This is a genomic window from Solibacillus sp. GQ1, from assembly GCF_059758555.1.
Genome location: NZ_JCAXEX010000001.1, coordinates 190,448 through 211,524, shown reverse-complemented (window position 1 = coordinate 211,524; position 21,077 = coordinate 190,448). Strand labels below are relative to the sequence as shown.

The window sequence follows — 21,077 nt, the reverse complement described above, 5'->3', positions numbered from 1 at the left end:
GAGTCGAAACAAATGAAAAAAAGAATTACAAAAAGTTTCATAGCTACTACTCTGTTCGCTTCCGCATTATTTGTTGCAAGTGATGACGTCTTTGCGAAAAAGACGTTTTATGATGTAGAAAACAGCCATAATACCCATACGGAAGCTATCCAATATTTAAATAACTTAAATGTGTATGATTATAAATCCGGCAACCAATTTAATTTCAGTAAACCTGTTTCACGCGCAGAAGCATCAAAAATTCTCCAGACGATTCTTTCAAGCGATTCGGCCCTTTCCATTCCAAAAGTTCGTTCTTATGATGGAAAGTTTAAAGATGTAACGAACTCCACTCCTTTTACACAAGAGATTATTTGGGCATATGAATCAGGCATTTTTGATGGGGATGAATACGGCAATTTCAATCCGGATCAGTCAGTAAAACGCTCACATCTGTCAAAGATATTAGTAGAAAGCCTGAAATTAAACGGCGGTACGACAGTCAGCTTTAAAGACGTCTCAAAATCCAGCTGGTACTATGACTATGTAAATATTTTAGCGAGCCACGGTATTACGACCGGCAATGAAAAAAATCAGTTTTTACCGAATAATAATGTCACAAGTGCACAAATAGCAACATTCCTATATCGGGCACTCAGTTTCAAAACGACCGGTGAAGTAATCAGCGAACCAACACCTCCAGCTGCTGAAAAACCCGACACAGCTATAGCAAATTACAATAGTGAATATGACTTCGCTTGGAAACAAACAGGCACAAATCTGGACTTTGAATTAGAAGGTGTCGACAACAATAAGATAGTTGCACGATATATGACAAAACAAGGAAAAAGCTTCTTTGCTGCACAAGATCTGCAAATCGGCAAAAATAATGCAAGCGATGTAAAAGCAAAGTACGGAACGAAAAATGCAGATGTGCGTCGCGGAAATGTAATCTATAATACACCTGCTTCCAATGAATATAATTTCTATTTAATAGATGACTATTACGTAACATTTTTCTATGATATTCATAAAAAGAACGTCATTCGCTCAATCCTTTATGTCCATAAAGACTATGAAGTGAATAAAGATGGCTATTACGGTGATATATCGGATACGCAAAAACATTCTGAACAGCTGATGGTTGAGCTGATGAACCAGGCACGTGCTGCTGAAGGGGTTAATCCGCTTACACATTCACCGCAATGGGCATCGATTGCACGTAAACACAGCAAAGATATGATCGATAACAACTATTTCTCTCATACAGGTCTTTCAGGAACAACACCGTATGACCGTATGATCAGCGGCGGTATGAGCAAATCCGAACTTAGAACTTGGGGCGAAAATATTTCGTATGGTCACTACAATGTGATTTATGCACATGAAGGCTTTATGAATAGTAAAGGACATCGAGATAATTTATTACAGACTGCCTATAAAAACGCAATTGTAGGCTTGGAGTACAGCAGCAAAAAAAGCCCTTACTTTACGATTAATTTCTATTAAACTAATAAATCCAGTCCCTCTTAATTATAAAGAGAGACTGGATTTTTAAATTATGCATTTGTTACTTCCACACGGTTTCGCCCGTTCTTTTTCGCTTCATATAGTGCTGCGTCCGCCTTTTCCAATATAATTTTTGGCTGATCCCCATGCAACGGATAATTTGCGATTCCGGCTGAGAATGTAATTACTTCCCCTGTCGGACTAATAAGCCGGGAAATTTCTTTGCGGAGCGCTTCTAACCGACTATATGCATTACCTACCGTCTCTTCAGAAAGCAGGAGTATAAATTCTTCCCCACCATAACGGCAAGCTAAATCTTCTTCACCAACAACTTCTTTTAATTTACTAGCTATAAATTGCAATACCTCGTCTCCTATAGTGTGACCATAGGAATCATTAACTTTTTTAAAGTAATCAACATCTAAAATGACTAATGTATATGGTTTTTGCTGTTCGGTCCATAAGTGAATTATTTTGTCAAAAGTACGGCGATTTAAAAGCTTTGTTAACGGATCCGTAGAGGATTCTTCTTTAAGTGTATTAACTTGTCCATGCAAAATTGAAAAGCTTTGAATAAGAGCTTCCCGAATATTAAACACTTCAAAATACCATGCGCGAATGTCTTTGAGCTTGTTCATCTCCTGCTCCTGTGCACTGTTCCCTGCTATTTCCGCCATACTTTGAAGCGGACGTACAATACGTGTTGCCAGTATAAAGACGAAAATAGTTGAGAGAAGAATAAATGGCAAACCTCGTGCAAAGACTTCCGATACTTGTTTTCCAACGGCATTTATTGCTTCATCATACGGGGTTTGAACAACAATTCCCCAGCGAGTTCTTTCTGTGGAGCTATACCCAGCAAGCATTGGCTGATCAAGAGAATTGACAATTTCCTTTGCACCGCTTTTTTCCTTTATCAGATTTTCTACAACCTCATTTTGTGAGACATTTTCCCCTAGTCGTGCTTTATCCGGATGATAAATGATCTTTCCATTTGTATCCACAACATATACATAAGAACCGTTTTCATAAGGGTGCCTGCCTAAAACCATTTCAAAAATATCCGACTCATGCAAATAAATCGTCCCGTTCACAACCCCTTTAAATATACCTTCTTTATTATAGACTGGCATGGAAAGAAGAATAATTTCACGACCGGTCGGCGACATATAAGGATTGGTAATATAAGCCGTACGCCTTTTTAGCACATCAAGCCCTTCATTTGATGTTACCTTACTACCAGCCAGACCAAGATTTTGTGGCGCATTGACTAAAATATTCGCATTCGCATCTACAACAACGACAGAACTAAATGTGTTTTCCTGCGAATAAAGACGGTTAACCTCTTGTTGCAGGGTTTCCATATTATTAAAGTCCTCACCAATTTCTGCTGCACTATAACGCATAACCCTTTTTGTATCCCCGATAAATTGGTCAATAGTTTCAGATAATTTCAAGGCATATACCCGGTTATTTTCCAATGCCTGTTCTTCCATAAACTTCACATTTCCTTGATAGCTAAAATATGTACTAACAATTACAGAAAGAAAAAAGGCGAGGGAAATAACCGCGACTATTAAGTATTTTAGTTTCATATATTTTTTTAAAGAGATCATGCATTTCTCCTAAAGAATAGAATAATTTTAAGTTTTAAACACCTATATTTTGATCAAAATTTATACTTAAGCAGAATAAAACTAGTTAAAACATAAAAAAGCTTAATTAACACTTAAAAAAATTTGTATAATTTTAGCATACCATTCTTTAGTGATTTATCAATTAACTAGAACACCCTTTATAAATTTGAATAATTTTCACCATTCTTCTGTACAGATTTTTCAATCCCTATAATATAAAAAACTCTACCCAGCAAAGCCATGTAGAGTAAACAGTTCCACTTAATTTTTAAAGAAGACTGGATTTTTAAATTATGCATTTGTGACTTCTACACGATTGCGCCCGTTATCTTTCGCTTTATATAAGGCTTCATCAGCTTTTGCAATAATAGCCTTTAGTTCGTCACCATGTAGCGGATAATTTGCCATACCAGCTGAAAATGTAAGAGGTTTTCCTTCAGGACTGATACTTTGCTGAACATTTGCTCGAAGCGATTCAACGCGGTCATAAGCATCTTCAATCGTTGTTTCTGTAAAGACAAGAATAAATTTTTCTCCCCCGCAACGACATGCTAAATCATCTTCTTGTAACGATTCTTTTAGTTTACTTGCTAAAACTTGCAGTACCTCATCCCCTGCAATATGACCATACATATCATTTATTGATTTAAACCAGTCTACATCCAACATAACGAGCGTATAGTCTTTTTGCTTCTCAGTCAGTACTTTGATTTTCTTTTCAAAAGTATGGCGGTTCAATAGCTTTGTTAGTGAATCTGTTGATGTTTCTTCTTTCAGTGTATTCACTTTCCCATGTAAAACCGAAAAACTACTGATGAGTGCTTCCTGTATTTTATACACCTCGTAATACCAGGCCCGGATTCCCTTCAGCTTTTTCATCTCTTGATCTTTCACACTGTTTTCTGTGATTTCCGCTATTTTTTCAAGAGGTCGAACAATATGGCTGGCCAATAAGAATACGACAATTGTTGAGAATATAATAAAAGGTAAACCAATTTTAAACACACTTAGCACTTGTTGCCCTACCATACTAAGCGCTTCATCATATGGTGTTTGGACAATAATCCCCCACCGTGTTTTTTCACTTTGGCTATACCCTGCGAGTACTGGCTGGTCAAATGTATTAACAGCTTCTAAAGCACCACGTTTTTCTTTTAATAATTGAACAACTACCTCGCTTCTGGAAGCATCTCCCCCTAATCTTTCTTTTCTAGGATGATAAATAATTTTCCCTCGAGTATCGACAACATACACATATGATCCGTTTTCATAAGGATGTTCACCTAGAATCGATTCAAAAATATTGGAATCATACAGATAAATCGTGCCGCTCAAAACTCCTTTAAATTTTCCCGATTCATCATAAATAGGCATCGAAATGGTAATGACTTTACGTCCTGTAGGTGAAATATATGGATCTGAAACAAAAGGTTCATGTTTATCATAGTTTTCCAGTCCATTTATGGATGGAACCTTCTTACCTGCTTCACCGAGAGATTGCGGTGCATTTACCATAATATTGCCTTCCGCATCAACAATGAGAACAGAACTAAATGTATCGCCTTGTAAATAAAGACGGTTTGCTACTTCCTGCAATTTGTTTATATTTTCAAAGTCATAGGCAATCTCTGCTGCACTATAACGCATCGTGTTTGTTGAATTAACAATAAATTTATCGACTGTTTCCGCTAATTTCAGCGCGTAAACCCGATTATTTTCCAGTGTCTGTTCTTGCATTAATTTCATATTTCCTTTGTAGTTGCTGTAAACACTGATTAGCGTTGAAAGTACAAAGGCAAGGGCAATGACTAATATGAATAAATATTTTAATTTAATGAAATTTCGTAACGAAAACATTACAATCTCCTAGTCCAAATATAGGCAGATATATTTGATTTAATATAATTGCTAGTATTATAACATAGCAGGACTAATTCCATATCAGCATATGCAACATATTTATGACAATCTTGTTAGAAATTTATGTATTGAACCAGTAAAAAAGCATCACCAAATCCATTTCCCAATTTGGTGATGCTCCCCGTTATCTATTATTTAAACTCAATTGTTTCTGGTGATGCCCCTTTTGTATACGTAATATTCGCATTGGATGGCAGATTACGTATTTCTTTTACATGATTACCTTCAATAATGATTTGATTGATTTTTGTTCCTTTAAAATCAATAATCGCATTTCCTTTTTTCGGACTGATCGTTACAGTTTTGTCTGCAAACCCTGTTCCATGGAATTCGGCATATTCACTGAATACCGCAATCCCGTTTTTAATATCGGTGTTTTCACCTAATGTAAGTGAAATACTTGGGCGGTTCATAATTAGCTTGCCGGTTTTATAGTTTTTATAATTGTACTCGTTTTCCGGTACGATTGGCTCCGGTGTTTCTTCTTTACCAGATTTCAAATCAATTTGGACTAATACCGGATCGTGGTCAGATGCACGGCCCTGTGCTTCAGTAAAGTTCGCATTAATATGAATCATATCAATCTCTGTTACTTCTGCAAGATTGTTAGAAACTAAAATATGATCCAGCACTTGGTTGTTCCCTTGGAAGTAGTAGCTGAAACGATCTTCCACAGGTGCCTTGTCCACCATATTTGTTAAAACGTCGCCTTTTAATGCTTCAAGAGCCGGTGTAAATTCAAAATCATTCATATCACCCGCTACAACAATGTTCACGTCCGGATCTTTTGCAAGACCTTCATCGATAAAGTCATTGATTACCTGTGCAAGCTCAATACGCTCAGCTTCAGACCCTAAAACCGGTGGCTGTTTTGGACCCCATAATGAATCGTCTCCACCTTTAGAATTTAAATGTGCTCCAATAACAACAACGCGTTCTTCCTGGAATTCAAATTCTGCCGCAATTGGTTTACGTGTATCTTCAAATTTTGAAGGATTCACAAAACCTGGATTTAATGCAAGGCTGCCTTCTTCTGTCCACGCATTCGCTTGCTCACCTGTTCCTTTTGCCCCTTCAACAAGGGAAACACGTTCCGGATTGTACAAGTAACCTACACGGATATTTCCGCCTGGTGCACCACCGCTTGTATTATTGATTGGCATAACATCAATCCAGTCATACTGAGGACCACCAGCTACTTTAATTTCGTTAATTAATCGCAAGTAGCTTTCTGATGCATCGGCATTTCCTGAATCTGTTTGACCGTCATTATCCTGTACTTCCACTAATGTAATAATATCCGGTGACTTCATATTATTCACAAATGTTGAAGCGATTTTTGCTGCTTTTTCATCGGATGTATTATCCTTGTTATTCGAAAAGTTTTCAATATTGTAAGATGCAAAGTTCAGCTTGTCCGCTACTGGTTCAAGATGTGTTACTTCCTGCTGAATATTCGCCTTTGTAACTTCCGGGAATATTTTATTCGTATTCAGTCGGTAACCGTCAGAGAAGTTTTCCACAAAACCGATCAGTACATCATTAAAGCGATCGCCTGATTCATAGTTTTTCGCTGATACTCCTTCTAGCATAATCTTTTCAGGGTTGTAATCATCAGCAGCGATATTTAAGCCGCCATTATCGTTAAATGTATTGTTTGTTGTATTAGGAACGACGATTGGCGAATCATTGTTATACATCGGTCCTACTACTCTTGCATTAGGGAATGACACAAGCATATATTCGATTGACTCCCAAAAATCGATTCCATCTTCTTTTGGATCAAAAATTGCAAAACTGTCATTATCGATTATTTTGCTCGGTGGGATTAAATCTTCACCGATCACAAGTGTTTCAGGAACAGTATCCGTTCCTGTTTTTACAACCGTTACGGCTGCAATTTGTGTATCTTTTAAACGCGTATTGCCTCCAACCTCATTTACAGTACCCGTTACTTTCACTACATCTCCTGCTGTTACACCATGTGATGATTTGTTCACTTTAATCGCAGTCGATTTCACACCATCGAACGGCGTATTTCCCTGCATGATGAAGTTTGTAGCGTCAATTACAAATGTTACGACTCCATCTACATCGTTTACTTGTAATCCAGCATATGGAGAAGTATGACTTGCCCCTTGAATATCGCTGATTGTCGCATTTTCCAGATTAATAATTTCATAAACGAATGTTGCGACTGCGCTGCTCGTTAAGCCTTCTTTAACTCCAATAGCTTTAATCGTCATCGAATCAATGACAGTAATAGGATCCGTATATACAGTGCTTGCTGTAGTTGGTAGTGAACCATCCACTGTGTAATAAATTTTCGCACCTTCTGTAAGTGTTGAAAGTGTTACACTCGTGCCGGCTGATACGTAACCTGAATGTGATGCTTGAATATCCTGTACTTTTGTCGTATCTTCAATAATACGGATTGGAAGCAGCTGATGGTTTGTAAACTGTCCAACAATCCCTGTAATTTCTCCGTATGTTTTTCCACTTACTAAACCTGAATCTCTTAATTTATCATAAATTGCAAATGTACCTGCTGCATCTGATCCCGTAAAGTTTTGCCCTGAACCGGTAATCGCGACATCTTTCAAAGTTACTAATCGTGATTCATTGTCTTCTGCAATTCCTTCACTTGTAATCACTTGCGGCTCTGGTAAAGATACCGCTGTCGGTGTACCAACAAGTGAAATATTCGTTAATTGCTTCAGTCCGCTGTACTCAGCGACTTCTCCTTGAACAGTAACAAGGTCTCCTACTTTTGCGGAAAGACTGTCCGCAGGGTAAATTGCAATCGCTGCACCCGTTTCATCCTGGATATGTGCTGTCGCTGTTTCCAGTTTTGCCGTGACAATCCCCGATACGATGACTTCTTCGCCGATTCCTTTATTGCGTGCTTCTTCAATTGAAATAGCTGTTGGCGCTGTTTTTATCGTGTAGGCAAATGTGGTAACTTCGCTATCATCCAGGTCTGCTGCTGTTGCGAATGCTTTAATCGTCGTTGCTTCATTAATAACAATACTTGATGATGAATCATAAACCATACTCTCTGTCGTCGGTTCAGACCCATCAGTTGTGTAATAAATCGTTGCATTTGATGTAGCCGTTGATAGTGTTATTTTTGTTCCTGCATAGACTTCGCCGGATGTCGGGGAAGCTTTGACAGTTGCTGCTTGAGTTGGCTCTTCTGGACCGGGTGTATCATTCCCAACAAAATCTATATAAGTTGGTGATTTTAATCCTGCATGGTTTCCAAAGTATTTTTCCAGCGAACCTGTTATTACTACTTTTTTACCAAGATTTCCAGGATTCGTTTTTAACCCAAATTCGGCTCTAATTGAAGCAGGTGAATTTGGCAATTGAACGAAGAGCATTTTCGTTACATCGGTTTCACCTGGAGTGTCCGCGATGGCAATATTCGTATCGGTTTCTGCTTCTACTACATAGGAAGTCTCGCTTTTTGCAAACCCTACTATATAACCCTCTACTGTTACATCAGACTTAACGGAAGCCGGATCGAACTGGCTGATCGCTTCCTCCACTCCGATAGCTCCTGTCGTCTCTGCTTTTACAACTGCAACGTAAGGTAAAATCATGGATATTACAAGTAAAAATGATAAAGCAATTTTGGAAACATAATTGAGTCCACTATTCTTCATTTGTTTAGCTCCTTAAATTTTTTTATCTTAAAAAAAGCAAATCCTTCTTAGTTTTAATAAAGGATTTGCTTTGAGAGATTCGATGAATACAGTCTTACTTTTAAAAACTAGAAAAGCTTGCATACTCCATTACATCATTTGAATATTAAAGTTATATTTATCTAGTGTTTAAATTTTATTAAATTTCAGAAATATCCAGTAGAGGAATTTCTCCTATTATATTAATTAGGGTCTTATTCCTCATAAATAGTATTCACCTCGTATATAGTTAATTCTACATATCCCTCATAATTTCTACATTTCATACGAATTGTTCTACTTTTACAGCTGGTAAATCTAAATTCAGTTACATTTATTCTATTTACCAAAGCAGCAAATAGAACTCACTAATAATTTGTGCTAAAGTAAAATTTATACAGAGTAATTCAGTAAGAATAATTCAAAAGGAGCTTGATAATGATGAGAAATATTCCTTATGTAGTAGATGGTGACTGGTTGGAAGCACGTCTAGAAGATCCGAATTTGCGCTTAATCGATGCATCTACTTTCTTAAAAATTCCTGAAGGAGAAGGGTTTCCAGAGCTATGGTCCGGCTTCGAAGCTTACAAGGAAGAGCATATCCCGGGAGCAGCTTATGCTGATTTACTGAAAGATTTCACGAACTCTGAAGGAAAGGCACCATTTACAATTGCAACAAGAGAGCAATTTCTAAAAGCAGTGGAACCTTTAGGAATTACCGAAGAAACTTATATAGTAATTTATGACCGCGGACCACTGGTAAATGTAGACATATTAGCATCCGACTGGTCAGCACGTTTACGCTGGCAATTAAAATATGAAGGCTTTGATAATGTAGCAGTACTCGATGGTGGATTTCGCAAGTGGAAGCTTGATGGTCGTACAACAGAATCAGGAATCTCCAACTATGAACCTGCGCCGTTTCCAGGAGAACGCCGCGAGCATCTAATCGTTTCAAAAGAAGAGGTAAAAGCAGCTTTAGGAGATGAAAATATTGTATTAATAAACAGTTTGTCAGAGGCAGACTTCCGAGGTGAAACAACAACATACCCGCGACCTGGTCATATTCCGGGAAGCAAGCACGCCTTTTTCGGATCACATTCAAATCCGGAAACACGTTTACTAAAAGATGAAGCCACACTACGTGCTACCTTCGAAAAGTTAGGCGCACTTGATCCTTCTAAAAAAGTGGTTACTTATTGCGGTGGCGGAATTGCTGCGACATGGAATGCTTTGTTGTTGAACAAGTTGGGCCAAGAAAATGTGGCGGTGTATGATGGGTCATTGAATGAGTGGGCGGCGGATGAGAGTTGTCCGTTGGTAACGGGATAATAAATGTATAAGTCTCTTTATAATTAGTCTTGGAAAATGAAGAGTAAAAAGAAAAGCCCCATAATATAACGCAAACCTTCCCGCAATTCAGTAGGTGTTGCATGCATATGGATATTGTTCCATTAACAATGCTAGCATTCTCGTTATATGTGGTGTTGCCATCGTGTACCATTGTATGTAGAATATTGGCCGTTCAAATATGTACTGTAAATTTCTTCTCCTGGTGCCGCTAAATGAAGAACGCTTGAAATAACGATTAATTGCCGTAACTGATATTACTTCCTCATGACGTGCCGGATAATTAATCGTATTTCCCGTCCCGTTGTCATTTCCTTCAGTGCCACTCGCTGTAACAATCAGTAAACCATGTTCAGATGCCTTCTTAATCCCTTTATGAAAGGATTGAGCATATTCCAAATCTCCAAAGCTTAAATTAATAATGTCCATATGATTATCAATTGCCCAGTCAATTGCCTGCAACACAACTCGAACATCACCAACCCCATCACTCTTTATTCGCCTTTACTGCATATACTTCAGCTTTTGGTGCAACTCCTGCAACATGGGTTCCATGGCCATGTTCATCATCATAGCTTTCCCCTACAAATGATTTGCCACCCGCAATCGTCAGGTCCAAATGGTTTGCTACCCCGAATCAATAATGGCTATTTTAACGCCTTTAGCTGTATAGCCATGACATGATTTTGCTAAAGATGCTTCTGTTGTAGGCAAGGAAATTACAGGAATATCCCTATAAAAAGCTCAAACCCTATATTATTCCCCAATAAAAAACCCAATCGTTTATCTTGCAAACGATTGGGTTTTTACTGCTATAAATTTAGAACAAGTTAAAAGATATGTGATGGTTGCATCATTATAAAAGATAATTAACCAATTTCTCCATCGCTTTTTCCGCCTGTTCCTTAGATTCCTTCACAACGCCAAAATAAAACTTACACTTCGGCTCTGTTCCTGAAGGTCGAATGGCAATCCAAGAGTTATCCTCTAATATAAACTTCAATACATTTTCTTTTGGCAATTCGATTGGCTCAGTAGTACCGTCCTGTAATGTTGCGATACCTGTTAAGTAGTCCTCAACACGTACAACCGTTCCCCCTGCAATTTCACTGGGCATATTTAAGCGGTAGTTATTCAAAATTGCTTTCATTTGTTCTTGACCGTCTTTGCCTTCAAATATTTTGGAGACTAAGGCTTCTTTATAATAGCCAAATTGTTCATACAAATCTTCTAATGCATCAAGTAATGTTTTTCCTTGTGTCGAATAATAGGCAGCCATTTCTGCAACTTTTAAAGCGACTTGGACTGCATCTTTATCACGAGCAAATGTCTCTATTAGGTAACCGTAGCTTTCCTCATACCCAAACAAGTATGTATGAGCTTTCGTCATTTCAAACTCAGCAATTTTTTCTGCGATATACTTAAAGCCAGTTAAAGTATTAACTGTTGCAACACCGTAATTAGCAGCAATAGCAGCACCTAGCTCTGATGTAACAATCGTTTTTAATATTGCTCCATTGGCTGGGAGTGTTCCAGTCTCTTGCTTTGTTTGCATAATATAATTTAATAATAGCGAACCGAGCTGATTCCCTGTAAGCAGTTCATATGATTCACCTTTTCGAACAGCTACCCCTAAACGATCTGCATCTGGATCGGTCGCCAATAATAAGTCTGCCCCTACTTGGTTTCCTACCTCGATAGCCATTGAAAAGGCGGCCGCTTCTTCCGGATTTGGATACAGAACTGTTGGAAAAGCACCATCTTGTACGGCTTGTTCCTCAACAACATGCACTTCATTAAATCCAAATTGCTTTAAACCTTCTACTACCGGGACCAGTCCTGACCCATGTAAAGGCGTGTAAACAAGTTTCATATTATAATCAATGGCATTGTTATTTTTTAAAGTTAATAAATTATTCATGAATTTTTCATCCAACTCTTCCAAAATCCAATTAATTAGTCCTTTTTGTTCTAGCCCGGTAACCTCTGCCACTTCAATTGCAAAAATATCACTAATTTGATTCATGTGCTCGATAATTGCATTTGCTCCAGTCGGCACTAGCTGGGCACCGTCCTCACCGTAAACTTTGAAACCGTTATACTGCTTTGGATTGTGACTCGCCGTAATGACAACCCCTGCAAAAGCATTTAACTCACGAACTGTAAAAGATAATTGCGGTGTTGGACGTGCCTCTTTATATACATAGGAAGTAATACTATGTGCACCTAATACACGAGCTGTCTCTACTGCAAATTCATATGAAAAATGACGTGTGTCGTAAGCAATAGCAACACCACGCTTTTTCGCTTCTTCTCCATTCGAGGAGATATAGCGTGCCAAGCCCTCTGCTACTCGACGGATAGTATAGATGTTCATCCGGTTTGTACCTGCGCCGAGAATTCCTCGCATGCCACCTGTTCCAAATGATACATATTGGTAGAAATGATCTTCTATTGCTTTGTCATCTTGAGCAATCTTTAATAATTCGCCTGCTAATTCGTTAGATAGTTCCTGTTGCTGCCATTGTCTATAGACTTCTATACTCATACTTCTATTTCTCCTTCAATAACTCTAACATCTTACGTTTATATGCTTCTACACCTGGTTGATCAAATGGATTTACTTCTAATAAGCAGGCGCTCATTGCACAAGCTTTCATGAAGAAATATATTAAATAGCCCAGATGATATTCATCAAGTTTTGGTAGCTCTAATTGAATAACTGGAACGCCACCTTCTGCATGAGCTAATGCGGTTCCTTGTTTAGAAATTGCATTTATCTCATTAAATGTTCGATGGGATAAATAATTCAATCCATCTTCATCACGCTCATCAAATGGTACATACAGGTCGCCTTCGATTTCATGAAAATGAAGTAGTGTTTCAAACATAATTGGACTGCCATCCTGAATAAATTGACCAATTGAATGTAAGTCCGTTGAAAAATTAACTGTTGAAGGATACAAGCCTTTCTTTTCCTTCCCTTCACTTTCACCGAAAAGTTGTTTCCACCACTCATGGAATTTATTTAAACCGGGCTCAAATGACGCAAGCAATTCAATCGAATAGCCTTGTTCATATAACATATGACGCATAACAGCATATTTATATGCATCGTTATTAGCTAAATCCGGTACCGAAAGTTCTTCTGCTGCTTGCTTAGCACCAGCCATTAAAGCGCGAATATCTACACCTGCCACTGCAACAGGTAATAAACCTACTGGTGTTAATACAGAATAGCGACCACCTATATTGGATGGAATAACAAATTGACGATACCCTTCATGATTAGCAATCTTTTTTAATATCCCATTTTCAGCATCCGTTGTAACAATAATACGTTCTGTCGATTTTTCCCCGTATCGCTCTTCCATATAAAGACGCATCACACGAAAAGCAAGTGCAGGTTCCATTGTACCACCAGATTTTGAAATAACGTTCACATATACTTGCTTTTTATCCAAATAAGATAAAAGCTCCTTAATATAAGCACCACTCATATTGAGACCGACATACACAACCTCAATTCCATGTTCAGCTAAACCAAAATAAGGCTTTAATGCTTCCTGGATAGCTCGTGCACCTAAAAATGAACCACCAACACCAATGACAACAAGTACATCGGCACAGGCACGAATTTCATTAGCCACCTGCTCAATAGAATTAAGTAAATCATCTTGAATTTGTACAGGAGTTTCTAACCAACCTGTTAACTCAAATTTGGGTAATGCATAATGAATATCCTTTACTTGGTTTTTATATTTTAAAATATCACTATTTTCAAGAGCACAATTTAGTAAAGTTGTTTTTACAATTTCTTTAATCATTCTGTAGTCTCCAATTCTGGTAAATTCAGATAGGTCTATTATTACATATATAACAGAGAAAACCAACTCGGAGTAAATACGAGTTGGTTACTTTAATGAATTAGATGAATGCCAATTATATGCACTTTTTATTATACTTTTTAAATCCTGTTGGGCTTGCCAACCTAATTCATTATAAATCTTTTGAGCATTAGCAACCAGCTTTGCTGGATCGCCTTCTCTGCGACCCACATACTGTACATTTGCTTTTTTCCCTGTAACTTTCTCACACATATCAATTACTTGCTTTACAGAATAGCCATTGCCATTTCCTAAATTATAAATAGTGTTTAATTTTTTCCCAGCTAACAATTGATCAAGAACTATCATGTGTGCATTAGCAATATCCGTTACATGAATATAATCTCGAATACATGTACCATCTGGCGTATCGTAATCCGTACCATATACCGATATAGAATCACGTTGACCTAATAAATGCTGTAATATTAAAGGAATTAAATGCGTTTCAGGTGTATGACTTTCTCCTATTATTGTACTCTCATCTGCACCTGCAGCATTGAAGTATCGAAGTATCGCATAATTTAAGCCATAGCTCTTCGAAAAATCCTGAAGCATTTGTTCTACCATTAATTTAGAATGTCCATAAGGATTAATCGGAGAAGTTGATGTTTGTTCATCAATTATCTCCACTTGTGGGATTCCGTACGTAGCTGCCGTTGATGAAAATATAAATTTATTAATATTGTTTTCTTTCATCAACTTTAATAAATTGAATGTACCTACTACATTATTTTCATAATATTTAAGAGGAGCTTGAACTGATTCCCCCACTAAACTAAATGCAGCAAAATGCAGTACTGCTTCAATTCTATAGCTATCAAACAGCCTTTGAACTACTTGGGAATCACCTAAGTTCCCCTGAACAAAAATTGCTTTGTCATCTACAGCCCAACGATGGCCTGTGCTTAAATTATCTAAAACGACTGTATCATGAGATTGCACCAATTCTTTAACAAAATGACTACCAATATACCCTGCTCCGCCAACAACTAAAATCATAAAACTTCTCCACTCAATTGTTTTGCTTTATCTAAAATATATTTTTTAAGATCTTCGTTTAAGTTTTCTCGCTCTAATGCAAATTCAATTATTGTTTCGATAAACCCTAACTGTTCACCTACATCATAGCGACGCCCTTCAAACTCGTATGCAAAAACATGTTGTATACTGTTTAAAGATTCAATTGCATCTGTCAATTGAATTTCTCCACCGGCACCCTGCTTCATCTCATCTAAAAAACTAAAAATTTCAGGAGTCAAAATATAACGACCAATAATCGCATAATTTGATGGTGCATCTTCTAAAGATGGCTTTTCAACAAATTGGTTCACTTGCATTAATCGATTTTTTGTATCAATAGGGTCAATAATACCGTAACGATGGACATCTCCATCTGCTACTTTTTGCACTCCGATTACACTTGAACTCGTCTGTTCATAATGTTGAATTAATTGCTTTAAGCAAGGTTCATCACTTTTTACAATATCATCACCCAGTAATACGGCAAATGGCTCATCCCCAATGAACTTCCTTGCACACCATATTGCATGCCCAAGACCAAGTGGTTCCTTTTGACGAATATAGTGAATTTCAACATTTGAAGATTCTTGAACCCTTTCTAACATTTCTAGCTTCCCTTTTTCGATCAAGTTTGTCTCAAGTTCCAATGCATTATCAAAATGATCTTCAATTGCACGCTTTCCTTTTCCCGTCACAATAATAATATCTTCAATTCCAGCTGCAATTGCTTCTTCTACAATATATTGAATAGTAGGTTTATCAACTATTGGTAGCATTTCTTTTGGCATTGCCTTTGTAGCCGGCAAGAATCTAGTGCCTAACCCGGCTGCCGGGATGATCGCTTTTCTTATTTTTTTCAAAAGTTATTCCCCCGTTTACAAGTCAGTAGGCATTTTTATTTACAAATCCATTAACCACTGTCTTAAAGATTATTTTTATATCGAAAAGCTGTGTCCAATTTTCAATATAGTAAATATCATGATTAATGCGTTCTTCAATCGAAGTATCTCCACGCAAACCACAAACTTGGGCCCATCCAGTAATCCCAGGTCTTACTTGATGTTTAATCATATATTTTGGTACTTCTTCTTTAAACTGATCTACGAAATAAGGGCGTTCTGGTCTTGGTCCTACCACGCTCATATCGCCTAATAACACATTAAAGAATTGCGGAAATTCATCTAAGCTAGTTTTACGTAGAAACGTCCCAAATTTTGTACGACGTGGATCGTTCTCTACTGTCCATTGTGTATCAGACGAAGAATCGTTCACTATCTTCATCGAACGGAATTTGTACATCATAAATGTACGTCTATTCAAACCAACTCGCTCTTGTTTGAAAAACACTGGTCCTGGTGAAGTTAACTTTATACCAATAGCTAAGAATAATAGCAGCGGTGAAATTAAAATTAATACAATTAACGAGAAAGCAATATCAAATGCACGCTTAACTACACGATTTACTACTTCATCTAAAGGAATATCACGTATATTAATAATTGGCAGTTCTCCAAATTTCTCGAAATGAGGGTTTGCTGGTAAAATATCAAAGAAGTCCGGTACGATTGTTACCCTCACACCAGCTTTCTCACAGTTTGTAATAATATTTTGGTATTTAGAAAAGGCTGTTAGAGGTAATGCTATTACAACTTCATCAATAATTTTTTCTTCTAAGATTTTAGCTAATTCTCCTATTTCCCCAAGGATTCTAAATCTAGCATAGTCACATTTTGTTTCTTCTGTGCGATAGTCATCTAAAAATCCTAATACTTCCATTCCATATTCCGGATGGTTCAGTAAATTTTCCACATATTTTTTACCAACCGAACCAGCACCTAATACTAAAACAAATTGTTGATTATATCCTTTTTTTCTTAAATTTCGCAATATTTGTTTTAAGCTAAATCGATAAATTAAACTTATAACAATGGCCGTTACAACATAAATAGCTAAAAATCCTCGTGATATATCAATAATTTTTAAGACAAATAAAATGCTTAATAATACAAAAATACTAATAAGATGTGCTTGACTAATTTTAAACAATTCCGTTGCAAACTTAGCCTTCCGTTTTGGAACATATACCCTTAATAAAAAGGCTATAACTAAATAAGCTATAGAATACACGACATTCCAAAGTAGGTAATCATTAAACGGTAGAGTACCCACTGTACCTTGTTCATCTAAAATATAAAATCGAATATACCAAGCAACAAAAAAACCTACTTGTATAATCAGAAAATCGACAAGCATGTATAGTTTAGTTAAAAATCGTTCTCTTCCTCTAATCATATTATCCCCTACATTTTGTTAATTATTTTTCGCTTTATTTTTTAAAAGTTCCAAACTCAATTTTACAGTAATTCCTGTATAAACTATTGCATTAGTAAAAAAAGAATGTTTTTTTGCATAATGTTTTTTATGAAATAAATACATTGCTCTGTGGAATTCATAAACAATTTTTGCAGGCTTTTTTCGACTACTTGCTCCTTTATAATGAATAATTGATACAGTAGGGTTATAAATAATATCCCATCCTGATTCTTTTATCCGGTAGCACCAATCAATATCTTCACCATACATAAAGAAGGTTTCATCTAGCATACCTACCTCCTGGATTGTCTTTGCTCGTACAATCATAAAAGCCCCTACCAAGCAATCAATCTCATGTATTTCATCCATATTAAGATAGCTTTTGTGATATTGATTAAATCTAGGATTATTTGAGTATTTTTTTGCTAACCCAGTCATATAATAGAATGAAGCACTCGGTGTTGGAAATCCTCGATGACATGCCTTATCCAAAGTTCCATCAGGTAAAAGCACTTCACATCCTGCAGCCCCTACATCTTCATTTTCTTTCATATATTGTAACATAATAGAAAGTGTATTTTCTTTTACAATTGTATCAGAATTCAGCAATAAAACGAATTCACCCGTAGCTTGTTTAATCGCTTGATTATTTGCTTTTGAAAAACCTACATTTCGTGTATTTTCTATTAGTATAACATTCGGAAATTGCTGCCTTATAGCTTCAACAGAGTTATCTGATGAATTATTATCCACCACAAAAACTTCGAAACTATTATCTATATTAGATTCATAAATGGAACTAATACACTGTAATGTTAATTCTCTTGTATTATAATTCACTATAATAATTGATAAATCCATTTTAAAACCTTTCTTCACCATATCCCTTTAAAAAAAGAGTAAATTTGTTTATTAGATGACTTTTTATTAGACATGATGAAAGTTCTTTTTTTCTTTAAACTTTTCCATTGCTGTTTGTAAAATTTCCAAGAAGAAAGTAATTCTCTTTCTTTTAATACCGTATAAAAGAAACTAGCCAGCTCAAAAAATAAAATAAATGGTAAATGTAACACGTAATACGACAATTGATCGTTCTTAACGATATAAAAATAGCGATTAATATAGGATTTCTGACGAATATATACAGGTACCTCAGACCTCTTTTTATCTTCTTTCCAACCTCTACCATGCATTGCAATTGCTTGATGTACAAAAAGGCTTTTCCACCCTAAAATTTGCGCTCTCCAGCTGACATCTACATCCTCTTTATAAGCAAAAAAAGTTTCATCAAAAAACTCCTGATTAATAGATATATTATTAATCATTTCTCTCTTGTAAACAGCGGCTGCACCAGATACCCCGAAAATTAAGTTCTTACTGTCATATTGCGCCGTATCAATTTCACCGGCTCCTCGGTCAATCGCTCGTCTGTTTTTTTTTATTTGAATCCCTGTACTATCCAGTATTCGACTTCCCATATCTCTATAAAGTTTCCCAGTTGCCATTCCTACAGCAGAATTATTTTCTAGAGCTTCAACGATATATTCAATATAATTTTCATGAAGTTGTACGTCAGGATTCAACACAAGTACATAGTCGGTATTTGTCATAATAATTCCCTGATTATGACCTTTAGCAAATCCAACGTTATTTTCATTTTCAATTATTTCTACATTTTCAAAACCTTGAACTTTTAATACTGTTTCATCATTTGAATTATTATCAATAACTATCAATCTATGAATAGGATAAGACTGGTTTTTTACCGCTTTCAGACAGTTTTCAATATCATCCTCACTATTAAAAGTAACAATTTGAACACTAACAGTTGGTTTCATAAGTATCTCCTTAAAATTCCTCAACTTCTATTGTAAGCCAAATAAAAATAACAATCTATAAAAGATTGTTATTTTTGGTATTATTTAAAAATGCCTTCAAACCATCTCGCCAATGACGAATTGGTTGAAACCCGTTTAATTTTAAAGCTCTATCACTTAAGACCGAGTAATTAGGTCTTTTAGCAGGAGTTGGGTACTGATCTGTTGTTAGGGGATTTACTTTTATTTCTATGTTTGACTCTTCAAAAATTGCTTGAGCAAATTCATACCAAGAACAAAATCCACTATTTGTACAATGGTAAATACCGTACTTTTCTGTTTGAACTAATTCAATTAAGAATTTTGCTAAATCTACTGTATAAGTAGGAGAACCAATTTGATCGCTTACAACCCCCAGCTCGTCTCGGTCTTTTGCAAGACGAAGCATTGTTTTTACAAAGTTTGGGCCAAATTCACCATATACCCAAGCTGTACGAACAATAAAGTACTTCGAGTTTAATGTTTGAGTTAGTTGTTCACCTGCATATTTCGACTTACCGTATACACCAAGCGGATTAACAAGTGCATGCTCTTCGTAAGGCTCAGTTGCATTACCATCAAAAACATAATCTGTACTTACATAACAAACTTTAGCTCCGACTTGTTCAGCAGCTACCGCTAAATTACGTTGTCCATAGGCATTTACATTGAACACTAAATCCTGCTCTGTTTCAGCTAAATCTACCTTTGTAAACGCAGCCGCATTAATAATAACATGCGGCTGAATCTCATTTACGACTTGTTGTACATTGGTTAAGCTGCAAATATCCAAATCGGTTTTAGTAAAGGCATATAACTCAACATTTATTTGTTGTAGTTGTTTAACTAATTCCTGGCCTAATTGACCATTAGCACCTGCTACTAAAATCTTCATTATTTATTCTCCAATTTGCTTGAATATTGTTTATCATAATAATTTTGATAATCACCCGAAATAATATTTTCCCACCAAGATTTATTATCTAAATACCATTGAACTGTATCGTTAAGACCTGTTTTGAAATTATAAATCGGTTCCCAGCCAAGCTCTGATTGTAATTTAGTAGGGTCAATAGCATAGCGGCGGTCATGGCCTAAGCGATCTTCTACATATTTAATTAATGTTTCTGGCTTATCCAGCTGTTTTAATATTTCTTTTACCACTTCGATATTTGTCTTTTCGTTGTGACCACCAACATTATATACTTCGCCTACTTTACCTTTATGCAGTACTAAATCAATCGCACGGCAGTGATCTTCAACATGTAACCAGTCACGTACGTTTAATCCATCCCCATAAACAGGAAGCGGCTTATCATTTAATGCATTAATAATCATTAAAGGAATTAACTTCTCCGGGAAGTGGAATGGCCCATAGTTATTTGAACAGCGTGTAATATTAGTCGGTAAGCCATACGTTTCGTGATATGCCTTTACTAGCATATCTGCCCCAGCTTTACTCGCACTGTACGGACTATTAGGATCAAGCGGTGTTGTTTCTGTAAAATAGCCTTCAGAACCTAAAGAACCATATACTTCATCCGTAGAAACTTGGACATATTTTTTCACTTTATGTTTACGCGCTGCATCAAGTAAAACTTGTGTACCCTGAATATTTGTTGTAACGAACACATCTGGATTTGTAATACTGCGGTCAACATGAGACTCCGCAGCAAAGTTAACAACTACATCTAAATTTTCTTCTTCAAATAATGAGTCTACAAGATTTCGGTCCGTAATATCACCTTTGACAAAACGGTAATTTAATTTATCTTCAGATTCTTTTAAATTTCCTAAATTACCTGCATAAGTTAATGCATCCAGATTAATAATGTTATAGTTTGGATACGTGCGTACCATGTAGTTCACAAAGTTACTACCGATGAAGCCTGCGCCACCTGTTACTAAAATTTTCAT

16 protein-coding genes are annotated in these 21,077 nt (G+C 36.4%); 2 read left to right on the top strand and 14 right to left on the bottom strand.

Annotated features, from left to right (window positions below; genetic code table 11):
* The first annotated feature begins 12 nt into the window (after positions 1-12).
* A complete protein-coding gene (locus AC6CH1_RS01005) occupies positions 13-1,488 on the top strand; it encodes an S-layer homology domain-containing protein (protein ID WP_498316070.1) in 1,476 nt (491 codons plus the stop codon).
* A gap of 50 nt (positions 1,489-1,538) precedes the next feature.
* Here AC6CH1_RS01005 and AC6CH1_RS01000 read toward each other — a convergent pair whose 3' ends face one another.
* The 3 genes from AC6CH1_RS01000 to AC6CH1_RS00990 form a co-directional block, all read right to left on the bottom strand.
* Positions 1,539-3,104, bottom strand: coding sequence for a sensor domain-containing diguanylate cyclase (locus AC6CH1_RS01000; RefSeq protein WP_498316068.1), 1,566 nt, complete (start codon positions 3,102-3,104; stop codon positions 1,539-1,541).
* Between the two features lie 312 nt (positions 3,105-3,416).
* Entirely contained in the window at positions 3,417-4,982 is a 1,566-nt protein-coding gene (locus tag AC6CH1_RS00995; protein ID WP_498316066.1) for a sensor domain-containing diguanylate cyclase, read from the bottom strand.
* 194 nt (positions 4,983-5,176) lie between these two features.
* The gene (locus tag AC6CH1_RS00990) at positions 5,177-8,713 is read right to left on the bottom strand and encodes a chitobiase/beta-hexosaminidase C-terminal domain-containing protein (protein ID WP_498316065.1); all 3,537 of its coding nucleotides are present in this window, start codon (positions 8,711-8,713) and stop codon (positions 5,177-5,179) included.
* A 459-nt stretch (positions 8,714-9,172) separates the two neighbouring features.
* Between AC6CH1_RS00990 and AC6CH1_RS00985 the strand changes: the two genes are divergently transcribed.
* Entirely contained in the window at positions 9,173-10,063 is an 891-nt protein-coding gene (locus AC6CH1_RS00985) for a sulfurtransferase (RefSeq protein ID WP_498317728.1), read from the top strand.
* 87 nt (positions 10,064-10,150) lie between these two features.
* Here the strand turns inward: AC6CH1_RS00985 and AC6CH1_RS00980 are convergent, their stop codons facing one another.
* The 11 genes from AC6CH1_RS00980 to rfbB form a co-directional block, all read right to left on the bottom strand.
* Positions 10,151-10,546, bottom strand: coding sequence for a S8 family serine peptidase (locus AC6CH1_RS00980; protein WP_498316063.1), 396 nt, complete (start codon positions 10,544-10,546; stop codon positions 10,151-10,153).
* A gap of 22 nt (positions 10,547-10,568) precedes the next feature.
* The gene (locus tag AC6CH1_RS00975) at positions 10,569-10,700 is read right to left on the bottom strand and encodes a hypothetical protein (protein WP_498316061.1); all 132 of its coding nucleotides are present in this window, start codon (positions 10,698-10,700) and stop codon (positions 10,569-10,571) included.
* Between the two features lie 237 nt (positions 10,701-10,937).
* Entirely contained in the window at positions 10,938-12,629 is a 1,692-nt protein-coding gene (locus AC6CH1_RS00970) for a phospho-sugar mutase (RefSeq protein ID WP_498316059.1), read from the bottom strand.
* 4 nt (positions 12,630-12,633) lie between these two features.
* Positions 12,634-13,908: a glucose-6-phosphate isomerase gene (locus AC6CH1_RS00965; RefSeq protein ID WP_498316057.1), complete on the bottom strand. Its 1,275-nt coding sequence runs from the start codon at positions 13,906-13,908 to the stop codon at positions 12,634-12,636.
* Between the two features lie 87 nt (positions 13,909-13,995).
* Positions 13,996-14,970 carry a UDP-glucose 4-epimerase GalE gene (gene galE, locus AC6CH1_RS00960; protein ID WP_498316055.1) on the bottom strand — a complete coding sequence of 325 codons (975 nt, stop codon included), beginning with the start codon at positions 14,968-14,970 and terminating at the stop codon, positions 13,996-13,998.
* Entirely contained in the window at positions 14,967-15,851 is an 885-nt protein-coding gene (galU, locus tag AC6CH1_RS00955) for a UTP--glucose-1-phosphate uridylyltransferase GalU (protein ID WP_498316053.1), read from the bottom strand. The genes galE and galU overlap by 4 nt, the downstream gene beginning before the upstream one ends.
* A gap of 22 nt (positions 15,852-15,873) precedes the next feature.
* Positions 15,874-17,283, bottom strand: coding sequence for an undecaprenyl-phosphate glucose phosphotransferase (locus AC6CH1_RS00950; RefSeq protein ID WP_498316051.1), 1,410 nt, complete (start codon positions 17,281-17,283; stop codon positions 15,874-15,876).
* An 18-nt stretch (positions 17,284-17,301) separates the two neighbouring features.
* Positions 17,302-18,165, bottom strand: coding sequence for a glycosyltransferase family 2 protein (locus tag AC6CH1_RS00945; protein WP_498316049.1), 864 nt, complete (start codon positions 18,163-18,165; stop codon positions 17,302-17,304).
* Positions 18,166-18,179: 14 nt separating this feature from the next.
* Positions 18,180-19,142: a glycosyltransferase family 2 protein gene (locus AC6CH1_RS00940; protein WP_498316047.1), complete on the bottom strand. Its 963-nt coding sequence runs from the start codon at positions 19,140-19,142 to the stop codon at positions 18,180-18,182.
* 55 nt (positions 19,143-19,197) lie between these two features.
* Positions 19,198-20,055 carry a dTDP-4-dehydrorhamnose reductase gene (gene rfbD, locus AC6CH1_RS00935; protein ID WP_498316045.1) on the bottom strand — a complete coding sequence of 286 codons (858 nt, stop codon included), beginning with the start codon at positions 20,053-20,055 and terminating at the stop codon, positions 19,198-19,200.
* On the bottom strand, positions 20,055-21,077 hold the full coding sequence (gene rfbB / locus AC6CH1_RS00930; protein ID WP_498316043.1) for a dTDP-glucose 4,6-dehydratase: 1,023 nt from the start codon (positions 21,075-21,077) through the stop codon (positions 20,055-20,057). Before rfbB ends, rfbD begins: the two co-directional genes overlap by 1 nt.